The organism is Roseivivax sediminis (assembly GCF_900112685.1).
Taxonomy (GTDB): Bacteria; Pseudomonadota; Alphaproteobacteria; order Rhodobacterales; family Rhodobacteraceae; genus Roseivivax; species Roseivivax sediminis.
Map to the genome: position 1 here is coordinate 1 of NZ_FOMS01000014.1, position 25,434 is coordinate 25,434.

Annotated in this window: 26 protein-coding genes and 2 pseudogenes; 16 read left to right on the top strand and 12 right to left on the bottom strand. The window is 64.0% G+C overall.

Features of this window, described 5'->3' with window-relative positions; all coding sequences use genetic code 11:
• The first annotated feature begins 604 nt into the window (after positions 1-604).
• The 5 genes and pseudogenes from F3H57_RS18370 (at position 605) to F3H57_RS18390 (ending at position 7,186) form a co-directional block, all read left to right on the top strand.
• Positions 605-2,128, top strand: coding sequence for a calcium-binding protein (locus F3H57_RS18370; RefSeq protein ID WP_149757767.1), 1,524 nt, complete (start codon positions 605-607; stop codon positions 2,126-2,128).
• A 297-nt stretch (positions 2,129-2,425) separates the two neighbouring features.
• Positions 2,426-3,868: a mannose-1-phosphate guanylyltransferase/mannose-6-phosphate isomerase gene (locus F3H57_RS18375; protein WP_149757769.1), complete on the top strand. Its 1,443-nt coding sequence runs from the start codon at positions 2,426-2,428 to the stop codon at positions 3,866-3,868.
• 171 nt (positions 3,869-4,039) lie between these two features.
• A pseudogene (locus F3H57_RS22895) lies at positions 4,040-4,142 on the top strand (UDP binding domain-containing protein); the annotation flags it as partial.
• A 261-nt stretch (positions 4,143-4,403) separates the two neighbouring features.
• Complete coding sequence (locus tag F3H57_RS18385; RefSeq protein WP_188129738.1) at positions 4,404-6,179, top strand: DUF927 domain-containing protein; 1,776 nt, start codon at positions 4,404-4,406, stop codon at positions 6,177-6,179.
• Positions 6,180-6,409: 230 nt separating this feature from the next.
• On the top strand, positions 6,410-7,186 hold the full coding sequence (locus F3H57_RS18390) for a recombinase family protein (protein ID WP_149757775.1): 777 nt from the start codon (positions 6,410-6,412) through the stop codon (positions 7,184-7,186).
• A 122-nt stretch (positions 7,187-7,308) separates the two neighbouring features.
• Here the strand turns inward: F3H57_RS18390 and F3H57_RS18395 are convergent, their stop codons facing one another.
• Together F3H57_RS18395 and F3H57_RS18400 are read right to left on the bottom strand one after the other, a co-directional pair.
• Positions 7,309-7,698 carry a type II toxin-antitoxin system VapC family toxin gene (locus tag F3H57_RS18395; RefSeq protein WP_149757777.1) on the bottom strand — a complete coding sequence of 130 codons (390 nt, stop codon included), beginning with the start codon at positions 7,696-7,698 and terminating at the stop codon, positions 7,309-7,311.
• Positions 7,695-7,925, bottom strand: a complete 231-nt coding sequence (locus F3H57_RS18400; protein ID WP_149757779.1) for a type II toxin-antitoxin system Phd/YefM family antitoxin — start codon at positions 7,923-7,925, stop codon at positions 7,695-7,697. The genes F3H57_RS18395 and F3H57_RS18400 overlap by 4 nt, the downstream gene beginning before the upstream one ends.
• Before the next feature lie 326 nt (positions 7,926-8,251).
• Between F3H57_RS18400 and F3H57_RS18405 the strand changes: the two genes are divergently transcribed.
• The 6 genes from F3H57_RS18405 to F3H57_RS22830 all read left to right on the top strand — a co-directional run bounded on the left by F3H57_RS18405 (position 8,252) and on the right by F3H57_RS22830 (position 11,880).
• Positions 8,252-8,656 carry an XRE family transcriptional regulator gene (locus F3H57_RS18405; protein WP_223163133.1) on the top strand — a complete coding sequence of 135 codons (405 nt, stop codon included), beginning with the start codon at positions 8,252-8,254 and terminating at the stop codon, positions 8,654-8,656.
• Positions 8,657-8,661: 5 nt separating this feature from the next.
• Positions 8,662-8,865: a hypothetical protein gene (locus F3H57_RS18410; protein ID WP_223163134.1), complete on the top strand. Its 204-nt coding sequence runs from the start codon at positions 8,662-8,664 to the stop codon at positions 8,863-8,865.
• Positions 8,862-9,212 (top strand): hypothetical protein, encoded by a 351-nt coding sequence (locus F3H57_RS18415; RefSeq protein ID WP_149757783.1) that lies wholly within the window; start codon positions 8,862-8,864, stop codon positions 9,210-9,212. The genes F3H57_RS18410 and F3H57_RS18415 overlap by 4 nt, the downstream gene beginning before the upstream one ends.
• A 363-nt stretch (positions 9,213-9,575) precedes the next feature.
• Positions 9,576-9,947 carry a type II toxin-antitoxin system Phd/YefM family antitoxin gene (locus F3H57_RS18420; protein WP_316633686.1) on the top strand — a complete coding sequence of 124 codons (372 nt, stop codon included), beginning with the start codon at positions 9,576-9,578 and terminating at the stop codon, positions 9,945-9,947.
• 1,601 nt (positions 9,948-11,548) lie between these two features.
• Positions 11,549-11,755, top strand: coding sequence for a hypothetical protein (locus tag F3H57_RS18425; protein ID WP_149757785.1), 207 nt, complete (start codon positions 11,549-11,551; stop codon positions 11,753-11,755).
• A complete protein-coding gene (locus F3H57_RS22830; RefSeq protein WP_262504527.1) occupies positions 11,752-11,880 on the top strand; it encodes a hypothetical protein in 129 nt (42 codons plus the stop codon). The genes F3H57_RS18425 and F3H57_RS22830 overlap by 4 nt, the downstream gene beginning before the upstream one ends.
• Before the next feature lie 192 nt (positions 11,881-12,072).
• Here F3H57_RS22830 and F3H57_RS18430 read toward each other — a convergent pair whose 3' ends face one another.
• Complete coding sequence (locus F3H57_RS18430; RefSeq protein WP_149757787.1) at positions 12,073-12,252, bottom strand: hypothetical protein; 180 nt, start codon at positions 12,250-12,252, stop codon at positions 12,073-12,075.
• A 197-nt stretch (positions 12,253-12,449) separates the two neighbouring features.
• On the opposite strand from F3H57_RS18430, the gene F3H57_RS18435 reads away from it, so the two are divergent.
• Positions 12,450-12,650, top strand: coding sequence for a hypothetical protein (locus tag F3H57_RS18435; protein WP_149757788.1), 201 nt, complete (start codon positions 12,450-12,452; stop codon positions 12,648-12,650).
• Positions 12,651-12,750: 100 nt separating this feature from the next.
• On the opposite strand, the gene F3H57_RS18440 is transcribed toward F3H57_RS18435, so the two are convergent.
• The 3 genes from F3H57_RS18440 to F3H57_RS18450 all read right to left on the bottom strand — a co-directional run bounded on the left by F3H57_RS18440 (position 12,751) and on the right by F3H57_RS18450 (position 14,198).
• On the bottom strand, positions 12,751-12,990 hold the full coding sequence (locus tag F3H57_RS18440; RefSeq protein WP_149757790.1) for a hypothetical protein: 240 nt from the start codon (positions 12,988-12,990) through the stop codon (positions 12,751-12,753).
• 64 nt (positions 12,991-13,054) lie between these two features.
• Complete coding sequence (locus F3H57_RS18445) at positions 13,055-13,384, bottom strand: ATP-binding cassette domain-containing protein (protein ID WP_149757792.1); 330 nt, start codon at positions 13,382-13,384, stop codon at positions 13,055-13,057.
• Positions 13,385-13,388: 4 nt separating this feature from the next.
• The gene (locus F3H57_RS18450) at positions 13,389-14,198 is read right to left on the bottom strand and encodes a molybdate ABC transporter substrate-binding protein (RefSeq protein WP_149757794.1); all 810 of its coding nucleotides are present in this window, start codon (positions 14,196-14,198) and stop codon (positions 13,389-13,391) included.
• 230 nt (positions 14,199-14,428) lie between these two features.
• Between F3H57_RS18450 and F3H57_RS18455 the strand changes: the two genes are divergently transcribed.
• Positions 14,429-15,163: an ATP-binding cassette domain-containing protein gene (locus F3H57_RS18455; protein ID WP_223163135.1), complete on the top strand. Its 735-nt coding sequence runs from the start codon at positions 14,429-14,431 to the stop codon at positions 15,161-15,163.
• 25 nt (positions 15,164-15,188) lie between these two features.
• Positions 15,189-16,007, top strand: coding sequence for a substrate-binding domain-containing protein (locus F3H57_RS18460; RefSeq protein ID WP_149757796.1), 819 nt, complete (start codon positions 15,189-15,191; stop codon positions 16,005-16,007).
• Between the two features lie 644 nt (positions 16,008-16,651).
• Here F3H57_RS18460 and F3H57_RS18465 read toward each other — a convergent pair.
• On the bottom strand, positions 16,652-17,761 hold the full coding sequence (locus F3H57_RS18465) for an ATP-dependent DNA helicase (protein WP_188129739.1): 1,110 nt from the start codon (positions 17,759-17,761) through the stop codon (positions 16,652-16,654).
• Between the two features lie 883 nt (positions 17,762-18,644).
• On the opposite strand from F3H57_RS18465, the gene F3H57_RS18475 reads away from it, so the two are divergent.
• On the top strand, positions 18,645-20,060 hold the full coding sequence (locus F3H57_RS18475) for an alkaline phosphatase D family protein (RefSeq protein WP_223163149.1): 1,416 nt from the start codon (positions 18,645-18,647) through the stop codon (positions 20,058-20,060).
• A 96-nt stretch (positions 20,061-20,156) separates the two neighbouring features.
• Here F3H57_RS18475 and F3H57_RS22620 read toward each other — a convergent pair.
• Positions 20,157-20,537: pseudogene (locus F3H57_RS22620) on the bottom strand (hypothetical protein); the annotation flags it as partial.
• Here F3H57_RS22620 and F3H57_RS18485 point away from each other — a divergent pair.
• On the top strand, positions 20,470-20,661 hold the full coding sequence (locus F3H57_RS18485) for a transporter associated domain-containing protein (RefSeq protein WP_223163136.1): 192 nt from the start codon (positions 20,470-20,472) through the stop codon (positions 20,659-20,661). The pseudogene F3H57_RS22620 and the gene F3H57_RS18485 overlap by 68 nt on opposite strands.
• A gap of 35 nt (positions 20,662-20,696) precedes the next feature.
• Here the strand turns inward: F3H57_RS18485 and F3H57_RS18490 are convergent, their stop codons facing one another.
• The 4 genes from F3H57_RS18490 to F3H57_RS18505 are packed head-to-tail and all read right to left on the bottom strand — an operon-like array spanning position 20,697 to position 25,266.
• Positions 20,697-21,680 carry a calcium/sodium antiporter gene (locus F3H57_RS18490; protein WP_149757803.1) on the bottom strand — a complete coding sequence of 328 codons (984 nt, stop codon included), beginning with the start codon at positions 21,678-21,680 and terminating at the stop codon, positions 20,697-20,699.
• 54 nt (positions 21,681-21,734) lie between these two features.
• Positions 21,735-23,645 (bottom strand): potassium transporter Kup, encoded by a 1,911-nt coding sequence (locus F3H57_RS18495; protein WP_223163137.1) that lies wholly within the window; start codon positions 23,643-23,645, stop codon positions 21,735-21,737.
• The gene (locus F3H57_RS18500; RefSeq protein WP_149757805.1) at positions 23,645-24,259 is read right to left on the bottom strand and encodes an exopolysaccharide biosynthesis protein; all 615 of its coding nucleotides are present in this window, start codon (positions 24,257-24,259) and stop codon (positions 23,645-23,647) included. Before F3H57_RS18500 ends, F3H57_RS18495 begins: the two co-directional genes overlap by 1 nt.
• Entirely contained in the window at positions 24,256-25,266 is a 1,011-nt protein-coding gene (locus tag F3H57_RS18505) for a TerC family protein (protein ID WP_149757807.1), read from the bottom strand. The genes F3H57_RS18500 and F3H57_RS18505 overlap by 4 nt, the downstream gene beginning before the upstream one ends.
• Positions 25,267-25,434: the final 168 nt, after the last annotated feature.

Below are 25,434 nucleotides of genomic sequence, written 5' to 3' on the forward strand. Positions count from 1 at the left end.
AGGCCGGTGAAGTTCCAGGACTGCTCGATCGCGGTCTCGGGGATGACGAGCGAGGGCTCCATCTCGGCAGGGCCGTCGGCCATCGCCGCGGTGCCGACCGCAGCGAGCAGCGCGGCTGTGAGGGTGAGGAAACGAGGCATGCGCTCTCCGGAATCTGTGATCTTCGACATATCCGGGCCGGAGTGGTTCTCTCCGGACCCGAATGCGCTCAATCCTGTATTGGCCGAACGGGCCCTTGCTGGCACATCGCGGGGACCGGCGGAAGTCCGCGCGGCCCGGGTGACACGCCCCCCGGCCCCGTTGCATGCGATATGTGGAAACGGCGCCACACTCGGTGACCGGCCTCAGCGGTTCGCCATTTTTTCAGGCAAGTTTTGCCCGCATATTTCCGGCACTTTTCTCCTGTCGGTCGCGGAAACAAGAAAGCCGGGTCTTTACACTGGCACGAAGCCGGCCCCGCAGCTCCGACCGGTTTTTGCGCGATCGCCCGCACCGGCGCGACTGGGCCGCGCGCACAGACCCCAGTATATTGCGGTTCCGCCCGCCCCCATGATCTGGTGCAGCGGCGCATGCGCGATTCGAAGTCGAACGCAAGGAAGTGTCGATGGCGGTCCTCAGATATCACGTCCCCCTCTCTCTCGATGAGATGTTTCTCCTCGAGGGCGAGTTGCAGGAGGTGGGAAATTCCAGGATCGCCGTAAAAGACGGAGATCGCAGAGCGATCTACGAAGGCGATTTCGACATCGACTCCGACGGGTTCGTCTTCGGCGATCTGGAGACTTTTACCCTCGAATTCGGCGATACCGTCGTCCTCGAATCCACCGGACTCGAAGCGGATGCGCGGCGCTTCGTCTGGAGCCTCGAGGCGGAAAATTCGGCGCGCGCCTACCGGCTCATCGCCGACGGATCTGACGAGATCTTCGGGTCCCCCGGTGCCGACACCCTGGACGGCTATCTCGGCGACGACGTCATCCGTGGCGGCACCGGCGACGACAGCCTCTTGGGCGACCGTGGCAACGATACCCTCGTCGGCGGTCCCGGCGACGACACGCTCAATGGTGAGGCGGGCACCGACACGGCGGTCTTCGAGACGCCGCGCCAGCTAGTCACGATCTACCGGGACGGCTCCGACATTCTGGTGCGATCTGCCGACGATTGGGACAGGCTCTCCAATATCGAGACCTTCGTGTTTGCCGATGTCAGCCTGGGTGAGAACGAGCTGGAGTCGCTTTCCATCGACGAGTCGACACGGCTCGTCGGCGCGGAGTTCGCCGACCGCTTCGCCGGCGGGTCCTGGCACGACACGATCGGCGGTCACGGCGGCGACGACACGCTGCTCGGCCGCGCAGGCGACGATCTGCTGCGCGGGGGCGCCGGGGACGACGTGATTTCGGCCTCCGACGGGAACGACACCATCTACGGCGACGAGGGCGACGATTTCATCGGCGGCGGCATCGGCCACGACCGGATCGAAGGCGGCGCCGACAACGATACCGTCGGCGGCGGCTTCGGCGACGATACGGTCCTGGCGGGAACGGGCGACGATGTCGTGGCCGGCGGGCCAGGCGACGATCGGCTCTTCGGGGGGGGCGGGGCCGACACGATGGGCGGCAGCTACCAGGACGACAGGCTCGAGGGCGGGTCCGGCGACGACAGCCTCGGCGGCGGCACCGGCCGCGATACGCTGCTCGGCGGCACGGGCGACGACGCCATCGGCGGCGGCGAGGGCGACGACGTCGTGGAGGGCGGTGCCGGCGACGATTTCCTGGCCGGCGGCGGGCGCAACGACCGGCTCGAGGGGGACGAGGGCCGCGACACTCTGAACGGCGGGGAAGGCGATGACACCCTGGACGGGGGAGCCGGGGCCGACCTCTTCGTCTTCAACGACCTCGTGGCGGGAGAGACGGACGTCGTTCTGGGCTTCGAGGACGGGATCGACCGGATCCGCCTCAGCGGCGTGCAAAGTTCCCCACAAAGCGGTCTGGCGGGATATCTCGACGCGCTGAACCTCACGGATGTCACGGTCGAGGGCGCTCCCGGCGTGTCCCTGCAGGCGGGCGGACACACGATCCTCGTGCAAGGCGTGACGGCGGCCGAGTTCGGGCTCGACGACATCACCTTTCTCTGAGCCGGCTTCCGGCTGGATTCGCGTTGCCGCCCCCACATGCCGACGCATCTCGATTGGCGGCACTCCGATTCCTCAGAAAATCATGCACGTGGCCGAACAAAGAGCGTGGGGACACCGAACATCCCATCGCCCCCCGCGATATTGTCGTCCGCTTCGAAAATCGCAAAGGAATCTGCCTTTTAGGTAAATCGCGACCAATACACGCCGCGACGCAGAAAAATCTTGCGGAGCCGTTGTGAAAATTTGGCGACTTGGCTACCCAATCGAAATTGAACGCACTCATTGGCAGAATGATATATGTCGCAAACCACCTTGACCCCTGTTCTTCTGTGCGGTGGATCCGGCACGCGGCTCTGGCCTTTGTCCCGCAAGAGCTATCCTAAGCAGTTTGCGCCTCTGATGGGCGAGGAAACGCTCTTTCAGGCCTCCGCCAAGCGCCTTTCGGGTGAAACCGACGAGATCGCCTTCACCCCGCCCACGGTGCTGACCAACTCCGACTTTCGGTTCATCGTGACCGAGCAGCTGGCCAATGCTGGAATCGATCCCGGCCCGGTGCTGATCGAACCCGAAGGCCGCAACACAGCCCCGGCTGTGCTCGCCGCAACGCTGCACGCCGCCAGGACCGATCCCGAGGCGATCCTTCTGGTCGCGCCGTCCGACCACGTGGTGCCGGATACAGAGGCCTTCCGCGCCGCGGTGGTGCGCGGACTCGAGGCGGTGCGGGCCGGCGATCTCGTCACCTTCGGCATCGCTCCGACCCATCCCGAAACCGCCTACGGGTATCTCGAGTTGTCCGGCCAGCCGGACAGCGCCGGGATGCCGGTGAAGCTCTCGCGCTTTGTCGAGAAGCCGGACGAGGCCCGTGCCGCAGAGATGCTGGAGGCCGGCACCTTCCAATGGAACGCGGGCATCTTCCTCTTCCGCGCCGCCGACATGATCGCGGCCTTCGAAAGCCATGCGCCCACCCTGATGGGTCCGGTGCGCGCGGCGCTCGACGAGGCAGAGGTCGACCTGGGGTTCCTGCGCCTCGCCCCGGGCCCCTGGGCCGGGTGCGAGGACATCTCCGTCGACTACGCGGTGATGGAGAAGGCGCAGAATCTCTCCGTCGTGCCCTTCGATGCGGCCTGGTCCGATCTCGGCGGCTGGGACGCTGTCTGGCGCGAGAGCGGACCGGACGCGGATGGCGTCGTGACCTCGCAGCATGCCACCGCGATCGACTGCCGCAACACGCTCCTGAGGTCCGAGAACGAGCGGCTCGAGGTCGTCGGGATCGGCCTCGAGAACCTCATCGCCGTGGCCATGAACGATGCGGTGCTGGTGGCCGACATGTCCCGCGCGCAGGATGTCAAGGAGGCGGTCGCGGCGCTGAAGCAGAAGGGCGCCGACCAGGCTGTCGCCTTCCCCAAGGATCACCGCCCCTGGGGCTGGTTCGAGAGCCTCGTCGTCGGCGGGCGCTTCCAGGTCAAGCGCATCCTCGTCCACCCCGGCGCGTCGCTGTCGCTGCAGAGCCACTTCCACCGCTCGGAACACTGGATCGTGGTCGAGGGCACCGCCCGCGTGGCGATCGACGACGAGGTGAAACTCGTGACCGAGAACGAGAGCGTCTACATCCCGCTCGGCGCGGTGCACCGGATGGAGAACCCCGGCCGCGTGCCGATGGTCCTCATCGAGGTGCAGACAGGCACCTATGTCGGCGAGGACGACATCGTCCGCTACGAGGATATCTACGTGCGGGGATAATACGGCCAGCTGACCTTCACCCACCACCTGCCGACCGCCATCGCAGCCTTCATCGCCGTCGGCACGCCCGACACCAAGACGCTTGCGTGGATCGGCCAAGACCCTGCCAGGGCGGGCAGGTCATCCAGATTAAGGAGGAGGTCAAATGCTGCATGGTCGACCTCTGGATGGGGTTTCAATGGCAAGAGCGTCGCAATCCTTGGCGTGACCTTCAAGTTGAACACCGACGACATGCGCAAGGCGCCTTCGCTGACGATTGTGACGGCGATGGTCAGGTCGGCTGCGCTGACACCCACCAGAAAGGGCAGGGGCGTTTCGCACGCGAAACATCTGCCGGCCCTAGTGAAGAACCTGCTCGCCCGACGTTATGCAAGCTGGGAGCTACGTTGCCGCGCGCCCGGAGCGTTTCGACCTGACTCTGAGCCATCTTCACAAACTGCGGTCATCCCGGCAGTGCCAGCGCTATACAGGAGATAAGTCGCACGATGGACGTGATCCCGTGCGGCGCCACGGTAATTTCATACGAGACAGAAAGATGAACTCACCCGCTTGGGAGCCCGTTGCCGCATCGCGGAACGTCGTCCCGTTTGTGAACCCGGCTGCCGAAGCCGATCCGGTCCCGACAGACCGGTCCGACGGTCTGCCAAAAGGCTACCATCTGCGCGACGATGGGATCTGGATGGACCAGGTCGATGACGACGGTCACTTCGAGACGATCCGCCTCTGTGCCCCGTTCCGTGTGAGCGCGACGTGCTGCCGCTCCGATGGGGGGGGCTGGGCGCGTGTGGTCGAGTTTGAAGACAGCGCCGGACACGAGCACAAGGTTTTTATCGAGGAAGCATCGTTCGCGGTTGCCCCGCAGAAAATCCTCGCCACGCTGGTCGACCAGGGCCTTGTGACGGAGCCTGACGAGCAGGCGGACAAGGCGCTCAAGGCGCTGCTGCGTGCCTGGCGCCCCGATCGCCGCCTTCTTCTGGTCGACGCCCACGGGTGGGTCGATGAGCGCTACGAGACGTTTGTGCTGCCGGACGGCCGGGTTCTCGGAAACACGCCCGTCGTCACCCGGCTTGCGCAGGCCTCCGGCTCCGGCCCTGAAAAGGGCTCTCCGGAGACATGGAAGGCCGAGGTGGCCTCGCGCTGTCTCGGGAATCCTGTACCCGTTCTCGCTGTCTGCCAGGCGCTTACGGGGCCTCTTCTGCAGCCGCTCGGTCTCGGGGGCGGAGGCTTTCATCTCTGGGGCGCATCGACCTGTGGAAAGTCGACGTTGATGGACGTGGCCCTGTCTGTGTGGGGCTCGCCAACCGGGTTCCTGAGCTGGCGCGCGACCGATAATGGCCTCGAAGCCAGCGCGGCCTCACGCAGCGGGATGCTGCTCGCGCTCGACGAGATCGGCGAAGCGCTTAGTCCTCGGGTTGCCGGCGAAGCTGTCTATGTTCTCGCGAACGGCCGTCCCAAGCAGCGCATGGGGCGTGACGGCACCGCCCGGAACGCCGCCCGCTGGCACGTGGCGCTTCTCTCGAACGGAGAGATTTCATTTCAAGAATATATGGCTATAGGCAGGCGCACGACGTATGCGGGCCAGGAAGTGCGGTTGCTCGATCTCAACGTGGAGGGCCGGGCTTATGGCGCCTTCGATACCCTGCATGGTGAGGCTGGCGCCAGGGAGTTCGCCGAGGCACTGTCGCGTTTCGCAGCGGAAGCCTATGGCCACGCCGGGGCAGCGTTCGTTGCATCTCTGATACCGACGCTTAAAAAGCGCGAGGTCTTGCGCCGTTACATGCAGTCATTCTGCACGGCAGCCATCAAACGGTTCGGGTTGTCCAGCGACGGGCAGACTATGCGGATGCTCACACGTTTCGGCGTATGTGCCTTGGCTGGAGAACTGGCCTCGCGTGCCGGGGTGACGGGGTGGCCGAGTGGTACCGCATACAACGCCATGCTCGAGCTCGTCGGTCTTTGGGTGCGTGGGGCCGATCGCGCCACCAAGAGCGAGGTCGATACGGTTCTCGATCGGACGCGGGCATATCTGCGTGCCTCTGCGACCAGCCGGTTGCTGCCTGTCGGGGTGAGCGGTCAGCCATTGCTCGACGGCTGGCGTGACGCGGAGATCTACTATCTTCTGCCCGAGACATGGCGGCAGATTCACGCTGGGGGAAATCCGGTCGAAGCGGCACGCCTGCTGCGCGCGGCCGGCCTCCTGCAGTGCAACGATACCAGGACCTGTCAGTATCGGATGGGGCGTAACGTGCCGGGCCGCCCGCGCACCTATGCCGTGCGCTCGCGGATCCTCGACGAGGATGCCGGATCATGACGGGCCCGGTTCGGTAACTTCAAGGGCGCCGTTGTGCGGCCTGCCTCGAAGGCCGGGACCGCGTGGACCAGTAAAGATCAGCGATATCAAGCTGGTCCAACCGGTCCAAGCGGTCCGGCATGGTCGGTCAGGAGAGACCTGCAAGCGCGGCTCACAAGACCGAGCTACAACACTCGCAGCCACCCCCCGACAACCTCACGCTTTATACAGCGTATACAGGACGTTAAGCAGTGTTTAACCACACTTCCGAACCTACGGAAATTCTCCTCCCGAAACGCCGCCGTGTCATCCTATACGCACGCGTCTCATCGACGAAGCAGTCCATCGACTCGTCGAGCCTCGAGGAACAGCTCGTGGCGATGCAGATCTATGCCAGGAGCAACCGGATGGAGGTTATCGATGTCACCATCGACAAGATGTCCGCATACGGCCCGGGCTCCGAGAACCGCCCCGGTTTGCAGAAGGCGATCCGGGTCGCGCAGACACAGAACGCGGCCATCCTCGTGCTCCGCGTCGACAGGCTCTCGAGGTGGCTTCCGACGGTTGCCTATCTTCATGACCGGGGTATCCGCGTTTACGCAGTCGATCTCGGTTACGTAGGCAGGACGCGCCTTCGGGAAGAAGTGCTCAAAGCGCAGGCCGAAAGCGACGCGAAATCGAAGGCCCAGGTTGCCTCACAGGCTCTGGTGCGGCTACGGGAGGCAAAGAAGCGCCGTGGCCGCTTGAGCCGGGAACAGCAGCGCAGGGGAGTGACGAGCAACCTTGTCAGGCGCGACCGGAACATCCGTCTTGCGGCCGAGCATTTCAATCGCCTGCCAGACGCCCGGTCCATGACGCACAAGGAACGGGCTGCCAGTCTCAACATGGCAGGCATCCTTCTGCTCACGAGCATCCGGACCGGAATGTCGGTAACATGGGATCGTAACAGTATGCGCAAGCGGTGGCCGCAGATCCAGGACGAGATCGCGCGGTTGTCCGGAGATGATCCATACACCCCCGGACCGTGATCTGCGCTCGGCGCCACCCTCTGCCGTCCGTGCGGCCTTTCCGGGCCGAACCTGCGGGGCAACCCATCCCTTGAGACCAGACAATCGTATCTGATCGACGCACGGCTTTCTGTGGGGTCGCCTCAATTCCAGATGCGGGAGATGCGCAACTCGTCGAACACGGCGTCGGAGGACACGAGCGGCAGCTTCTCCTGCATCGAGACGGTGGCGATCATCCGATCGAAAGGATCGCGATGATCCCACTCCATCACCGACGCTGCCAGCGCGGCCGCCGGACTCAAAGGAAGTACCTCGAAGCCGTCGGTGCGCGCGCGTTCTGCAAGGCCGGCAACATGCGGGGCCATCTCCGGCCACTTCCCGAGCCGGACCTTCTGACCGATCTCGTAGAAGCTGATGGCGGATAGAACAGCGCGCACCGTCGCCGATATCCGGTCCCGTGCCGTTGCGGCCAGGCGCGGATCGTCTGTCAGGGCCATGGCAAAGGCGTTGGTATCCAACAGAAGGCCGCTCACACCGTCTCCCAATCTGCCAGCTCATCCTCGCTCATGGGCGCCAGGAACGTATCGGGCGGCGGGCCTACGACATCTCCGAGGCTGCCGATCCTCACGCGGCGAGGTTGGGCCGGAATGAGCTCTGCCGCAGGCACGCCGTTCCGGGTGATGATCACGCGCTCGCCTCGCTCCACCGCTTCGAGCAGGCGCGAGAGGTTCGTCTTGGCTTCATGCACGGATGCCTGCATCGGCTTACCCTATCTTGCCTAGCCAACACTTAGCTAATCCGCATGAGGGCATCGGTCAACGAGACAGGAGCGTCCCTTCTGCTGACCGACTTGCAGGTCGACAATCCGCACGCCCGTCGACAAGGCCCGGGCAGGTAGCCTCCCGAGAGTTAGTGTGGAACCGGTCTCCGCCTGCCTGTTCGCGACCGGGTCTGGTCCTCGTGCCGAGCCTGAAGCCGAGGATCTGCAAGGCAGGATGGCTCCCGCCAGAACCCAACGCGTTCCCGTTATCGCCGTCGCTACACGTGATGCAGCAGCAAGACGCTGCGTCTATTGGAGACCACCAAGTGGCACGCAAATACCCCAACGAAAATTCCCGGCTCGCCCGGTTTCTGGACCGGCGCCTCGCCGAACTCTCGCCCGTGAAGTCGCAGCGCCAGGTCGCGATCGAAGCCGGCTACGTGAATCCCAACATCCTCTCGCAGCTTAAGGCGGGAAACGGGAAACTCGCGCTTGATCGCGTTCCGGGCCTGGCCAGGGCGCTCGATGTCGACCCCCGCTATCTCTTTAGGTTGGCGATCGAGCAGCACGGTTACGAAACGCTGCAGTCGGCGATCGACGAGATTTTCGGCGCGGTCGTCACGGAGAACGAGATCGGCTGGCTCTTGGCGATTCGTGAGGCATCCGACAATTCCGATCCGAGGCTGACACGCCGGGCTCGCGCGGCAATCAATGCGATCTTTGGCCGGTGACAAGGATGGAAAACGAGAACATGAACACTTTCCAGCAACCAGATCATCGCCTCGAACTGACACCGGCCGAACACGCGTGGGTCGGCTTCTTGCGCGACATCTGTGATGGAGACGTGCCCCGCCCCACCTTGCGCGCCGTTCAGGCTCTCCGGCTGGCGCTCTGGTCATCCGGCCACGGTAACCGCACCAGGAAGGAGCAAACGGAATGACCCCGGAAGTCCAGGTCGCCTTCGCCGGCATCGCTCTCGCGCTCGCGAGCGTCGCGATGGTCAAGACCATGATCTGGTTTGATAAGCGCGAAGCGCGCCTGCGGAAACTCGAGGCGGATCTGCACGCGCTGCAGGCGGCCAGGCCGGTCGATAACACGGCGGCCGCCTCCACGCTCGTCGCCGCCTTCGGGATGGGGGTAGCACTTGCCTTGCAGATGAGGGGCGGCGCTGCACCGAAGGCCTCGGGAGATCGGGGCGGCGCAACCAACCGGCCCGAGGCGCGCAAGGGTACTTCCATCGACGAACATTCCGTGACCGTCACGACTGCCGCGACCAGCGGCCTGTAGCTCGGGATCGGATTATCCATGGCAACCGCGACGGTCATGTCCGACCCTTGCGGTTGCCAGCCCGGACAGCATTCGCGTCCTTTCCCGCGAGACGTTCGGCCATATTTGTGGCCTGTTAGCGTCGTGCCCCATCCTGCTGTGACGTTGGCTTCACGGATGGTGATTATCCCGCTGACACATCAGCTACCAGATCTTGTGGTGGCCTGACGGCCGCCTGATCCGGTGCAGAGGATCTCTGGAACTTGTCCGCCGCGTCGAGAGGTGTCTCTGCCGTCAGCACGCTGAGGGCATCGCCCCGCCTTGCTCCAGCCCGTGGATCGGCCTACCTGTGATCTGGCCAGCTAGCTGGCCAGGAGCCGTGCCATGATCAATCTTGAGGATGCCAAAAACCGCTTCAGCGCGCTTGTCGATGCCGCTCTCGCCGGACGACCTCAGGAGGTGTCGCGGCGGGGTAAGCTGGCCGTGGTGATCCTCGCCGCCGATGAGTATCACCGGCTTGTGGCGGGTGCGCGGGCCGAGCGGCCAAGCTTTGCCGAGCATCTGATGAGCTTTCCGGCCGATGAGGGCAGGGGAGAGACACCCCCCGCGCAGGGGCCGCGCCGCGCGACGTGGCCTTCTGAGGGACGACGCTTTCCCGGGGTCGCGACCCGGCAAGGGTCTGACCGCCAGTGTGTCCGGGATCAGCGCGCCCGGATCAACAGCTTTCGCCGACCCGCCTTGCGACTAAATACGTGATTCCAACAGATCACGGGTTACCAACCTGCCAAAACCTGCGCGAACCGGTCGCCCTGTCAGGTTTGACGCTCCCCAAACCGGTCCGCTGTCAGGTTTCGGTCGTCAGTAAACCGGTCGCCCGATCCTGCGCAGCCCCGGATCTGTCAGGTTTATATGACTCCAAACCTGACAAGAGGACCGGAAAACCTGTCACCAAAAATTCGGGTATATCCGTGAAGCGAAATCATCACTAGACCCCCGAAAAATCGCGCTACAGCACGTCTGAACACCCAGACGCACACCGACACCGAGAGCGCAGAACTCACGGACAGCATCAGGTGACGCTCTACGACGCTCCCAGACATGACCGTAGCTATGCAGCTAGATAGCCCGACAGCTAGACGCGCAAGAGGGCATGATCGGCAGAGACCAGACGCAGACGAGCACCGGAGCGTGAGAGAGCGTGCAGAGGGGCACCGGAGCGCGTAGAGGGCAGTGCGTGAGAGGATGCTTGCCGGAGAGTGCGCGTGTAGACGAGGGGCACCCGGAGTGCGTGCTTGGTGTAGGGCGTCAGGTGCGCCCCGGAGTGCGTGCTTGGTGCGAGCGTGTCTGGCAGGTGGAGTTGTGCGGCGCCACCTCCACGGATCACCAGACGCCACCGCGGACACCTTGCCCACTCCGCGCGCATCCATGGACACTCACGCGCATCCATGGACGCCCCGGAGCCCCGGACACCGTCACAAGCCTCCCGACGCCGCTCGCACCCCTGAAAAGCCAGTGCTATCGTAAGACATCAGTTCGACGCACGGTCCAGCGTCGTAGCGGCCAGCACGCTCCCGGTGAGCCGAGGCCGCATCTCTCGATTGCTGCGGTGATGGGCCTAAGTCCGCTACCTGCCGGAGAGACAGCCAGTCCAGCACCCCGGGCGCGGCGTCTCTCCGGACCCTTTTCCCTCTCAGCAGCAGCAGCACGCGGCCACGTCGGACCGGAAGAGGTCTTGCCGGAGGTGAGGATGATGGTCCCGGACGAGATCCGAAGTCCGTTCATCGTAAAGAAGTAAGAAGTAGTAGGTAAGAAGTAGTAAGTATTTACGATAGACGGCTCGGTTTATACCTTAGGTTGTATTCTCCGGAACCATACACCTCCGGGGCGACACAGCCTATATTTTCACGTTTCGTTCTCATTTCCGCCACCTCCGGGGCGAGGAATGGACGCTGCCGCCTACACCCATGGGTGCCCAGACACGTCCGCGGATGCGCACGGACACCCATGGTCGTCCATGGGAAGAGCCCCTGCCGGGTAGGCACGGCGCGGGGCAGGGGCCCACCGCGTGCCCTGTCCGCACCCTGTCCGACGCCGCTCCAGCGCCACCCCTCGAAAAACGCCCCGTGGAGCGCGCTGACACCTCTCCGGCTATCCCTCCGCCCCGGAGCCCCCAAACGCGCTCCAGCATGCCCCCCCAGAGTCGCTGACAAGCCATTGCTTGCCTGGCACCCCGTCCGGCTCGACAACGGCGACTGGGTGTGGTTCGAGAAGGTCGAGCGGCGCAGGATCGAAGGCAGTCCGGCCGCGATCGGCTGCTCGCCTTATACCTGGCGGCACCGCGGCGTGGGAGAACGGGAATGAAGCCAGCCGATCCCGCGACGATCTACAACGAGCGGATCAAGTCGAGCGTGATCCTCTGCAATGCGGTCGCGGTTGGCGTCTCCCTCGTCGCCTTTCGCGAAGCCTTGCAGGGTCTCTACGTGTTCCTGGTCTTCGTTCCGCCCATGCTTGCCCTGCACGGCCTTGGGCACTATCTTTTAGGCAGATTGAGGAAGGAACCATGAGCGACACCTTCATCACGCTGACGATCCTGACCGTGTTCGGCTTCACCTATGCCGGCGCGGCTATCGCTTGGGCGCACTGGGAAGGCCGGCGCCTCGACAAGCTGGATCAGTCGAAGAACCGGTGAGCTCCGGCTACCGCGCTCTCTGGGTCCTCTGCGCCTGCGGCCACCACGATACCGTGCGCTGGCCGATGAACCGCACCACGCGGCACAAGGACATACTGCACGATGCGCCAGGTGCGGTCAGAAAACCGCCGTCGACATGCGCGTGATCTGGGTGCCGGATGCCGACGCGCTGGAAGGCGCCCGGGTTCCGGACTAGGGCCGCCCGCGCTTGTCATACCATTTGCGGCAGAAACCGAGGAAGGCCATCTCCGGGCTGCGCGGCACCTCCGTCACCCAGCTCCGCCACTCGGCCTCGATCATCCGAACGTCCCAGCCCGGCGCGGCCTGCCGCGCCATGGCGTAGACGTCAGAGTCGAGCGGCGGGATGATCACCCGCCCACTCTCGACTGCGGCACCGAGCCGCGCGACTGGAACACCACCTGCTTGCCATCCTCGGTGGAGCGCCCCCCTGTGCGTGGACAGGATCAGGCGGCATTTTTGACACCTCTGGGAGAACGGGAAGCTGGCGTAGGCTCGACGGCATCGGTGACAATCCGTTCATCTGGCTCTACCACAACTGAGGACGTGTTATGCGCCCCAAGGTTCGCGACGAGCGCATCAAGCTCTTTGCCACGCTCAACAACAACGTCGCCATCGGTTTCATCGGCTTCGCGCTGATCCGGCCGGTGGTATCGGCCGAGCCCGTGCTGTGGGCCTATGTCGCGATCGGGGTTGGCGCGCACGGCGTAGCGCTCTACATTCTGAGGTACCTGTCGGAGGACAAAGCATGAGCCCTGAAGTCCAGGTCGGCCTTGTCGGCATCGCCATCCCGGTCGCCACCCTGATCGCGGTAAAGCTCATGGTATGGCACGACGAGCGGAGCAAGCGCGACTAGGGCCGGCCGCGCTTCTCGAACCACTTCCGGCAGAAGCCCAGGAAGGTCATTTCCGGGCTGCGCGGCGCCCCGTCACCGGGGGGCGCCATTCGGTCTCGGACATGTTCAAATCCCGGCCCGGAGTCATCTTGCGCGCAGTGTCGTTTGGCGCGCCCCCAGAAAATCGAAAAAGGTGCGGTGAAGGTCACGGGGAAGATCGACGTCGGTGGCTGGGCGCTCATCGCCTTGATGAACACCAACGCCTCCGTCGAAGACTTGGCCTCGTCTCAGGCAAGGACACTATGCGGCCATTAAGAGGTCTCATGTAATGGCGGCCGCCGAGGACTGAAGCGCTGGCAGGCAAACGCGGCGTCCATCGGCCGTGCGCTCGACTGTCAGCGGGACGCCGTAGATCTCGGAAAGGCGCGCGGGCGTCAGGACCTCCACCGCCGGGCCCTCGGCCAACATCCGTCCCGCCGACATCGCAAGCACGCGCGCCTGAAGCGCCAGCGCCTGATCTGGGTCATGCGTGGACAGGATCACGCCGCGACCGCTCCCGGTCAGGGACGCGATCCGGTCGAGCACCGCGACGGTCCGCGCGGTTGCCGGCGCGGCAAGCAGCGCGAAGGCGACGAGCGTTCGGAAGATCATGCCGTCATTCCTTCGGCAGGCTTGGCGCATCGAATCCGTAATCCGCGAGCACGGCCTGTCCGGCAGGCGAGAGGATGTGGAACGCCAGCCGCCAAGCGGCGTCCGGCGCGCCATCGAGCACCATCAGCCCGTAATCGGCACCCACGGAGAGCGCCCCGGGCACCTGCACGATCTGCAGGTCCGGCACTTCGCGCTGCGCCAGCACGGCGTTGGTGCAATAGGTCAGGAGCAGGTCCGCGCGGTCGTTCTCCATCACCCAGGCATAGGTGTTGTGGTCCTCCGGCGCAGGCTCGCTGTCCGGCCCGCCGGTCAGCTGCAACGCCTTCCCTTCAAGCGCCTCCTGCGCGCCTGGGCTCAGGCCTTCGGCCTTTCCGAAGAGCTCCCACGCGTAATCCCCCGACGGATCGGCACCGGGCGTCGAGGTGCCGAGGCGCGTGTTCTCGGAGAGCATGACGTCCAGAAGGGTCTCGGAGGTGACATCGAGATCCGGCTGCGCGATCCCGCAAAGACGGTTCCGGGCGAAGAGCGCCACCGGGCCGCCGCGACCTTCCTCTTCCAGGCTGCGCGGATGGGCCATGTTCGCGGACGCAAAGACATGCGCCGCCGCACCGCCTTCGATCTCCTGCCGCATGAGCCCGGAGGGTCCGAACCTCGTTTCGACGGTCGTGCCTGTGGAGGCCCCGTAGTCGGATGCGACCTGCCCGAGCGCCGTGCGCAGGCTGCCGGCCGCGATCAGAGACACGGTCTCCTGACCGATCGCAGGACCAGCACTCAGGAGCGCTGCCCCGATGATGGGTATTGTCGATAGTCGCATGTTGCTCCTCCCCGCATGAACGCTCGCTTCGGTTGGTCGTTGTGTGCCGACATAGTGGCACGGGAATTTTTGCAGTCAAATGCAAGGCTTAATGGGCTGCAAGCAATTGCGCAGGTGCCGAAAGTCTCACAAAGTTCGATTTATATGTTGAATTATTGGCCTGAGCGCTCAGTGTGTCGAAGATAGGGCAACCCGGCGGTCAGAAAAATTTGCAGCAAAACGCAGAAGCTTTGAGCTATTTCGACACGAAGTCGGCGATCGCAAGCCGCCTTATGCCCTTCGTGGCAGAGAGGCTGACCCTGCGGTTCGGCGACCATGCCGTGCTCGACGGCCTCGATCTTCGGCTCGATGGGCCGGGCTGCACCATGCTTTTAGGGCCCAATGGCGCGGGAAAGAGCCTCCTGCTGAAGACCATGCACGGCCTGATCGAACCAAATGCAGGACATGCGGCCTGGGCCGGTAATGCCGCGGCGGAGGTCACACGTTTTCAATCCCTCGTCTTCCAGGCTCCGACGCTCCTGCGCCGCTCGGTCGCGGCGAACATCGACTTCGTCCTGAAGGCCCGGGGCTTGAAACGCGCACGCGGGCCGCGCCTGCTCGACCATGTCGGCCTCGCGCACAAGGCGGAGCAGCCGGCGCGGCTTCTCTCGGGCGGCGAGGCGCAGAGGCTCGCGCTCGCCCGTGCGCTCGCGATCGATCCCGAGATCCTGCTGCTCGACGAGCCGACGGCGAGCCTCGATCCTGCGTCCGTCCTTGCCATCGAGCGCATCGTTGGGGACGCGCGGGACCGCGGCGTGCGCATCGTCTTCGTCACCCACGATGTCGGGCAGGCCCGCCGCATGGCCGACGATGTCGTGTTCCTGTTTCGCGGTCGGGTGGAGGAGCACCGACCGGCGCAGGACTTCTTCCGGGCACCCGCTTCGCAGGCGGCCCGGGACTACCTCGGCGGCAACATCGTTGTCTGAACGTCAAAAACCAGGGGAGAACCACATGCTCAAACGCACCTTCTGCACCTCCATCGCCGCGCTTCTGCTGACGGGGGCCGCATACGCCCAGGACCAGTCGATCATCGTGCAATCCACGACGTCGACCGCCAACTCGGGCCTCTATGATTATCTCCTGCCGATGTTCGAGCAGGAGAGCGGTATCCAGGTCAACGTCGTCGCGGTTGGCACCGGCCAGTCGATCAACAACGCCGAGAACTGCGACGGGGATCTCCTGCTCGTGCATGCCAGGCCCGCCGAGGAGGCCTTCGTCGAAGCGGGTTACGGCACCGAACGGACGGACCTGATGTACAACGACTTCGTCATCGTCGGTCCCTCTGAGGACCCGGCGGGTGTAAGCGGCATGAGCGATGCGCAGGACGCCCTGAGCCAGATCGCCGGAAGCGGCGCGACTTTCGCCTCGCGCGGCGACGACAGCGGCACGCACAAGAAAGAGATGTCGCTCTGGGCCGGCGCCGATGCCGATCCGACCTCGGGCTCCGGAAACTGGTATCGCGAAACGGGCTCGGGCATGGGTGCGACGCTGAACGCCGGTATCGGCATGGGCGCCTACGTCATGACCGACCGCGCCACCTGGATCAGCTTCGGGAACAAGCAGGATTACGAGATCCTGGTCGAGGGCGACGAGGATCTCTTCAACCAGTATGGCGTGATCCCGGTCAGCCCCGAGCATTGTCCGAGCGTGAACATCGATGGGGCGCAGGCGTTCGCCGACTGGTTACTCTCGGCCGAAGGCCAGGAGGCGATAGGCGCCTACGAGGTCGAAGGCCAGCAGCTCTTCTTCCCGAACGCGCCGAAGAGCTGACTTCTGCTCCGGGTGGCCTGACTGGGCCACCCGGTTTCCGGTAGCATCAATGCCTTGTTGTGCAAAATGAGTGTTTCCACGCCACCGCACAGGCAATGACCGCGTCGAGACCACGGCACGGGCTGCAAGCAGGCTCGACCAAGACCGGCAATTCAAGGGCCGGGTCACACTTTGCCAAGAGCGAGCGTTGTGTTGGCTCTGTGTCGGGCGTTCAATGGCCTCGCGACGTTTCGGCCCGCCAAGCGCCCAGGGATCGAGAACATCCGCGCCGAGGGCCACGAAGGGCGTCCGGTCGCGCGTGGCGACCATCGCCCCCCGGCCGGGAGAGCGCAGTCGCCGCAATCTGTCCGTCCGCCATCGTGATCGCGTGGCCGCGCTTGAGGGCATTTGCCGCCGCCGGTTTCGGCCTCTGTGTCGGGGGCCCGAGGAAAGGCGCTATGCGCACGGATCCGCGGGTGGATCCCGCGATGTCCTAGAACTTCCGTGGATGCATATGGGGATGGATCGGGGTGCCGGCGAACTCCGGCGATCAATTCTGCCGCTGTGCCCACGAGCCCAAGGTGCGGCTTACGAAAGGTGGCCTCCGAGGCCATGGAGACTGGGACGGCCTCGGAGAAACATCTGATAGAGACGCTGACAAGCTGCTACCGAGCGATGGTCACCCGCTCGGTGGCACGGGTGAGGGCCGTGTAGAGCCACTTTGCCGCATGGTCCTGGAAGCATGCGCTCTCGTCGATCACGAGCACGTTCGGCCACTGCGAGCCCTGGGCCTTGTGTGCCGTGATCGCATAGCCGTAATCGAAGCGCGGCTTCGGGTTACGCTCCCAGACCTGGGAGGCACGGGGATCCATGAAGCCCGACGCGGAGATCGTCACCTCGATCGGATCCTCCCCGGGCGCGCTGACCGACCTGATCAAGAACGTGAGATCGTCCCCTTTTGCGGTGGGCATGCTGACGACGTCGAACGTCTCCCCATTGCACAAGCCGAGCCTGTTGTGGTTCGCGGTGCAGACCAGCCGGTCCCCGAGAACCGGGAGCTCGCCGCCGTGGCCCTTCAACGCGCGGACGATGCAATTGTAAGTATCGCGCGTATCGTTGCGCCCGACGATGATCTGGTCGGCCGCCAGGAGATCGGCCTCGCAGAGGTCCTCCTCCCGCATCACGCGGCTCGTGCCGTAGATGCCCGGCTCGAGGCGACGTCCTGCCCGGACATCGATCGACATCCTGAGAACCGGGTTGCCCTGGGCCTGCCGGTGCACCTCGCTCAGAAGGATGTCCGCTGCACCGCCGGCGAAGACCCCGGCGCCATTGACGGGCGGCAGCTGCGCAGGGTCTCCCAGCAGGAGGACCGGGATGCCAAAACTCAGAAGATCGGCGGCCAGATCATCATCGATCATCGAGGCTTCGTCGGCGATGATCAGGCGGGCCGAGAAGACGGCCCCGTCGACCCTGCGGTGATACCGGATCGAGCCGTCGGCCGTCTTCCGCGGTTCGTAGATCAGGCTGTGGATCGTCGTGGCATCCTCGCAGCCGCTCTGGCGCAAGACGCTGGCGGCCTTGCCCGTTACGGCGCAGAAGGCGACTTCGTCATCGACGAGCGCCGCGATGTGGCGGGCAATCGTGGTCTTGCCGCTGCCGGCATATCCGAAGAGGCGGAGCACGGGCTTGGCGGCGGTTTCGGTTTCAAGCCAGGCCTTGGCACGATCGAGTGCCGCAAGCTGGTGCGGCGAAAGGGCGAAGTCGATTGCAGACATGTCTGCGGTTTCCATTTCATGAAGTTGGGCCCTGTGGCCATCGGCATCGACAGGGCACGAGATGATGTGACCCGCGCCGGTCGTCCGGCGCAGGAGGGGGCAGGCGTTGGATTTTCAGAACGTTGGCGCCAACGCGGCGCGCTGCATAAGGAAGCGGTCGGAACGAGGGTCTCTTGCCCGGCGCTGAAAGCGCCCGGGCCGCGTGTCGCTGGTGATCTCCGAAAGTTCTCTATGCCATTGTATATAGCGCCCGAGGCCGGGGGATGCGCTCAGTTTCTGGATAACCGGTTATTGAAACAAAGCATGAACACAACATGGCTTGTTGTCATGAGCATGATCCGGTTCATTCAAAGGTTCTCGACGGATGCGGCGTGCTGCGCCTTCATGGAAGTGAACCGCTTCGGCTTCGCTGGAGGTGAGTATGGACGGAGCCTATGGAACGAGACAACAGAGCGAACCGCTATACGCCTGAGACCCGCGAGCGCGCGGTTCACAACGATGAAGACGCTCGCAGCCGCAGAACAAGGTTTCGCGGCGCGGATCGCTGAGGCGGTTTTTTAAGGCTTCGCCAGCTCGAAGCATCTAACCCACCATTCGCTGCGTCTCGTCTCAGCGCCGCCGATGCGGGACGAAGTGGCTTTCGCTGCTCGGTGCACGGAGGTCCGCTTCGATTTTGATCGCAGTGTCACCTCCCTGTCTCGATACTGACACGTACGTCTTCTTGCTTGTGCGTGATCCGTACCGTGGCAGGAGGAGACGAACGATGGCCAGAATGATCCTTTCGCGTCGGCAGGCACTCGCCGCCGGTGCCGCAGCGAGTGCCATGCTCGCGGCTCCGAGTCTTTCGCGAGCGCAATCCCGACCTGTTATGGCGCACGGGATCATGTCGGGGGATGTCGCCCATGACAGTGCCATGATTTGGGCCCACGCTGACCGGGAAGCCCGCATGCTCGTCGAATGGGCGACGACTGAGAGCATGACGGATGCAACGCGGATGCCGGCTCTCAATGTTGGCCCGGCCACCGGCCAAACAGGCAAGTTCCTGATGAATGGGCTGCCTTCGGACCAAGAGATTTTCTACCGCGTGCGCATGGAGGATCTTTCCGACCCAACCGCTATTTCCGAACCTCTCACCGGACATTTCCGCACCGCGCCAACCGGATTGCGTGACATCCGCTTCGTCTGGTCGGGCGACACGGCCGGACAGGGTTGGGGCATCGACCGGGACCGGGGCGGGATGCGCACCTATGCCACGATGTTGCAGCATCAGCCGGACTTCATGATCCATTCGGGCGACACCGTTTATGCCGACGGCCCGATGGAGGAGGAAGTCCTGCTGGAGGACGGCTCGACCTGGCGCAACCTGGTCACCCCGTCCAAGCGCAAGGTCGCCGAGACACTCGACGAGTTTCGCGGCCAGCATCTCTACAACTACCTCGACGCCAATGTGCGAGCCTTCAACGCCGAAGTGCCGATCCTGGCGCAGTGGGACGACCACGAGGTGACGAACAACTGGTACCCGGCCGAGATCCTCGAGGACGACCGGTACACCGAGAAGAACGTGGCCCTGCTGGCGGCGCGAGGCGCCCGAGCGTTCCACGAGATGCTGCCGACCCGGCAGCATCTCGTGGAGCCGGCACGCGTATACCGCAAGGTCGCCTACGGGCCGCTGCTCGACATCTTCTTCCTCGACATGCGTAGCTATCGCGGAGACAATTCGCCCAACCGGCAGGAGGGAGGTGCTCCCTTCCTCGGCGCCGAACAGCTCGCCTGGCTCAAGCGCGAATTGGCCGGATCGCGGGCAACGTGGAAGGTGCTCGCCTCGGACATGCCGATCGGCATGATGGTGCGCGACGGCGAGAACAATTTCGAGAACATGGCCAACGGCGACGGACCACCGCTCGGGCGCGAGCAGGACATCGCCGAGATCCTCTCCTTCATCCGCGCCGCGGACATCGGCAATACGGTGTGGCTGACGGCCGACGTGCATTATACCGCAGCGCACCATTACAGTCCCGAGCGCGCCGTGTTCCAGGATTTCCAGCCGTTCTGGGAATTCGTCTCGGGACCGCTGCATTCCGGCACGTTCGGTCCCTCCGAGTACGACAACACGTTTGGTCCAGAGGTACGGTTCGCCAAGCATCCCCAGGAGGGCCAGGCGAACCTTCCGCCCTCCGAGGGGCTTCAGTTTTTCGGCCTAGTCGATATCAATGCCGCAACGCGCGAGATGACGGTGCGTCTGATGGATGCCGGCGACACCGAGCTTTGGTCAACGACGCTCGCGCCTCGTTCGGTCTGATCCATGGCAATCGAGGCCTTCCGGACATACAGATCCGTGAGGCGGCGCGCGACCTCCGGAGGAGCTTGATGCGAGCTCACCCGGTTGATGCCGCAACCTGGCGAGCCGCGCATACTGCCGCGTGGAGATGTGCGGTCTTCCATGAAACCGGCTCGAGAACAGGAATGCGCAGCCGATCATTTCGGGCCGCGCCACCCACGCCGAGGTCGAAGCACAGGTGTTTTCCGTGACGTCGAACTGAACAGGACGCGGCCTCTTGCTCTGAACCATTGACCCGCGTTCGCGTACCCGATCGCCGACAACGAGGTCGGCGACCCTGAGACGGACGAGGTCACAGCCGCGAAGCTTGCTGTCGATGGCCAGGTTGAACAGCGCGAGATCGCGCAGATTGCCCGCGAGTCTGAGACGCGTGCGGATCGCCGACGAGTTTGCCGATCGTCTCAATGTTGCGCTTCCGAGCGGCGACTTCACCACAATGGCCGGTCTGGTCATTCAGCTTTCCGGTGAACTGCCCCGGCTCGGGCAAAGTGTAAGCGTCGGGGGCCTGCGGCTTGAAGTCGTCGACATGGACGGGCGGCGTATCGACAAGCTGTTCGTGTAGAAGATAACCTCGCAGCTCACCTGGCGTGGCTCTGATCACGGCCAGATCGCATAGACATAGATCAGGTATCCGCCAAGGAGCACGGCGCCCTCCCACCGCGCGACCCTGAGACCCGTCCATGCGAAACCAACTAACGCCAGCGAAACGCCGATCATGACGAGGTTGTCGAAGCTTACGATTTCCGTCGGAACGGCGCCGGGCGCAATTAACGCCGTAAAGCCGCCGATGCCGAGGATATTGTAGATGTTGGAACCGACGATGTTGCCGAAGGCCACGTCGCCCTGTTTTCGCAGCCCTGCGACAACGGAGGTGACGAGTTCCGGCATGGACGTGCCCACCGCGACAATGGTGAGCCCGATGACCGTCTCCGAGATCCCGAAGCCCCGTGCCAGCGACACTGCGCCGTCCACGAGAAACCGCCCGCCGATAACTACCAGAGCCAGCCCGGCAAGCGCGATGAGCGCGGATACCAGGAATGATGTCCGCGGCGTGGCAGGAGGTGCAAGCGCCGCATCCGTCTCCTGCAGAGCGAGGCTCTTGTCATAGACCGCGCCGTGGTCCGATTTCGAGGACGACATCTCCTGGCGGAACGCCAGGTAGACGTAGGTTGCAAGGGCTGAGATGAATATCACGCCGACCATGCGCCCAAGCGGCATTGTGAATGCCGCGAGCCCAAAAACAACGGCCACAACAAGCATCACCGCGCCGTCGCGCTTAAGCGCCGCGGATGCAACCACCATCGGGCTAATCATCGCCGCAATGCCCGCGATTAGGAGGATGTTGGCGATGTTGGAGCCGACGATGTTGCCGTACGCGATGCCGGGCGCGTCTGACATGGCCGCCTGAACCGAGGTGACGAGTTCCGGCGTCGAGGTTCCAAAACCAACGAGGGTGAGCCCGATGACGAGGGGTGAAACACCGAGACCTGTTGCAACCTGAACCGCGCCGCGAACGAGGAATTCCCCTCCGGCGATCAGGAGAACAAGCCCTCCGATAATCGGCAGCCAAATGTCTAGCATGTAAAAACTCCTTCTATGCTCAACGCTTGGAGGCGCGAGTGACCCAATGAAGTGTTAGACTGCGACTTGCGAGCCCATCTCCACGACCCGATCCCGGGGGAGGTGATAATAGTCGCTCGGGTCCGCTGCGAGACGCGACATCAAGATGTAGAGACGATCTTGCCAGACCGGCATACCGACCGTTGGACTCGCCACGAGCTTGCGACGTCCCAAGAAGAACGAAAGCTTCCTGCCCTCGAAATCTAGGCGCTCCTTCCGCAGCTCGCCCAGGGCGCGGTTCACGTTCGGGGGTTCCATGAACCCGAACCGAACCGAGACCCGCGTGAAGCGGTCGTCGATCGGTTCGATCCTTGCGCGCTCGGATGCAGGGACACGGGGCTCCTCCCCCGTTTCTACCGTTAGAACGATGATCTGATCGTGCAGGACGTGATTGTGCTTGAGGTTGTGTAGCAACGCGGGCGGCGTCGCGGCCGGATCGCTGGTCAGGTAGACAGCAGTTCCGGGAGCTTGCAGGGCACTACCGCCGTCGATCTGCAGTATGAAACGGTCGAGCGGGATGGCCTGCGCGCGGCTTTTCTGGAAGAGTTGCAGCGTCCCGCGCGACCATGTCCACATGGCGATGCCGATGCACGCGCCCAAGAGCAGGGGCACATACCCGCCTTGCGGCACCTTGAGCAGGTTTGCCGAGAAGAATGCGCATTCGATGACGGCAATTGGGGCGATGACCAGAGCAACGGCCACCCACGACCATTGTCGAACATTGCGCAGCATCAGGGCTGCAAGCCCCGTCGTGACCAGCATCGTACCGCTCACCGCGATTCCATAGGCCGCGGCCATGCTGCTCGAAGTTTGAAACGTCAGGACGAGGGCCAGGACCCCGACAACAAGCACCATGTTGATCGCGGGAAGATAGATCTGGCCACTTTCACGGTCCGACGTGTGGCGGATAGCAAAGCGCGGCAGAAGGCCGAGCTGCGCTGCCTGGCGGGTCATCGAGAAGGCACCAGTAATAACCGCTTGGCTGGCGATGATGGTCGCGAGCGTGGCGAGGATCACCAATGGCAGCAGCGCCCAGTCCGGCGCCAGCAGGAAGAACGGATTGTCCAGTGACGCCGGGTCCGACAGCACCAATGCGCCTTGGCCGAGGTAATTGAGGGCCAGTCCAGGAAAGACCAGCACAAACCATGCATACTGGATCGGGCGCCGCCCGAAATGGCCGAGGTCGGCATAGAGCGCTTCAGCCCCCGTCACGGCAAGAAAGACCGCGCCCAGAACGAAGAGGGCGACAAGCCCGTGTTCGAGCAGGAAGCCGACGGCGAAGGCGGGGTTGAAGGCCGCGAGAATACCCGGCGTCTCGATCACCTGTACCAGGCCGAGGGCCCCCATCGCGGCAAACCAGATCGCGGTGATCGGGCCGAACCAGCGCGCGAGCAGTCCGGTCCCGCGGCTCTGGATCAGAAAGAGTGCGACAAGTATCGTGGTGGCGATCGGCAAGACATACGGTTCGAAGACCGGCGTCACCAGCTTCAGGCCCTCGACAGCGGAAAGGACCGAGATCGCCGGCGTGATGATCGCGTCGCCGAAGAACAGCGCAGCGCCGGCAATGGCCAAAAGGAACATCGCCAACCCGCCGCGCCGGTTGGCAGACTGGACGAGAGCATAGAGCGCCAGCACGCCACCCTCGCCGCGATTGTCGGCCCGCAGCAGGAACAGGACATACTTCGCCGTCACGACGAGGATCAGGGCCCAAACTAGGAGCGACACCACACCGATAACTTCGCCTGGCGCCAAGCCATCCTGGGCCGCGGGGCGCAGTGCCTCGCGCAGCGCGTAGAGTGGGCTTGTCCCGATGTCGCCATAGACGACGCCGACCGCGCCGATCATCAGGGCTAGGGCGCGCCCATTCTCGCTTTGAGACGCATCTTTCATGGTATTCAAGCTAGTAAACGCCGCCGCCTTGCCCATCAGAAGATCCGAGTGAGAGCGAGCGCGCCGCCACCAATGATTGCGGCGCCGAATACCACGGCGAAGGTCGCGGTCAGGATCCCCAGAATGAGCCAGAGCCCATCCCGTTCGCTGAGCGCGAGGCTCAGGGCGATAATCGCCAGCGCGGGCGCGGCATTGCCAAACGGGATCGGCAGGAACAGCAGCAGCGCCATCACGAAACAAACAAGTCCGATGAGAGGGTCGATGAAGGAGGTGCCCCCGGGCCAAAGCCGCGGTCGCGCCAGGCCTTCTATGCGTTCGACCCAGGGCAGCGAGTGGCGGACGATCCGTGCGAAGCCGTCGCGCTCCACGGACCGGTCACTCAAAGCGCGCGGCAGCCAGACGGACCGCCGTCCGACGACGAGCTGCAGCGCGAGGAGCATCAGCGGCACGCCTGTGAGGGCCGAAGTCCCGGGGATGTAGAGGAAAGCGTTGGGTACCGCGAAGAGCACCAAAAGCGGGGCGAAGCCGCGGTCACTCAATCCAGAGACGAGGTCGCCAAGTGCAACGCGGGGGCCGAGCCCTGTCTCGAGCTTGCGCAGTACGTCCGAAAGGCGGAGTGGTGCGGCGCCGATAGCCGGATCCATGGTCATTTCTGGATCGGCTCCACGGCAGCAACGGGCTGCGGGCTGGCCGAGACCTTGCCCGTCTTCCAGAGCGAGAGCGTCACTCCCGCGCCGAGGATCGCGAAGGTGATACCCAGCGACCAAGCAGGGGGAAACTTCTCCCAGCCCATGAGGTCAGCGACGAATATCTTCGAGCCGATAAAGACCAGCAGGACCGACAGAGCATACTTCAGATAAGCGAAGCGATGGAGGATGGCCGCCAACGCGAAGTAAAGCGCGCGCAGGCCGAGGATGGCGAAGATGTTCGATGTGTAGACGATGTAGGGATCGGTTGTGATCGTGAAGACGGCCGGGACGGAGTCGACCGCGAAGACGAGGTCCGCGATCTCGATCATGATAAGCGCGAGAAACAGGGGCGTTGCGTAGCGGACGAGGCGCCCGGTTTGGGGATTGGATTTGCGCACGAAGAACGCATGGCCGCGGACCTCGTCGGTCACGTGCATCCGGCGCTTCAGGAACCGGATCAGCCCATTTTCCTCGATCTTGTGTTCCTTGTCCGCGATGAAGAGCATCTTGATCCCGGTGAAGATCAGGAAGGCCGCGAAGAGGTAGAGCACCCAGTGATACTGATCGACGATTGTGGCCCCGAGGCCGATCATGATGCCGCGCAGTAGGATCACGCCGAGAATGCCCCAGAACAGCACGCGGTGCTGGTACTCTCGCGGGATGGCGAAGAAGCCGAAGATGAGCGCGATGACGAAGATGTTGTCCATCGCGAGCGTCTTTTCGACGACGAACGCCGTCAGATACTGCGCGGTCGCCTCGGCATCCATCTGCCACCAGATGAAACCCGAGAAGGATAGACCCAGAGCGATGTACATGGCCGAGAGCTTGAGGCTTTCGGCGACCCCGATCTCGTGGTCGTCTTTATGCAGCACACCGAGGTCGAAAGCAAGAAGCGCGACGACGAGCGTAAAGAACAGCAGCCACATCCAGAGCGGCTTGCCGAGAACCAGCAGGAGCAAGAATTCCAAATACGAGACCTTTCGGCACATCACGCCTGGGAGGTCACGGGCACACCAATGCGCCAAGGACACCGGGCGGAGAGGTGCGGTCCGACATCACGAAGGTCATCCGTCGTCAGAGGGGCCCGGGCCGCGTGCGAGAGGTGGAGATTGCCCGGCGCCTTTCAATGGACCGGC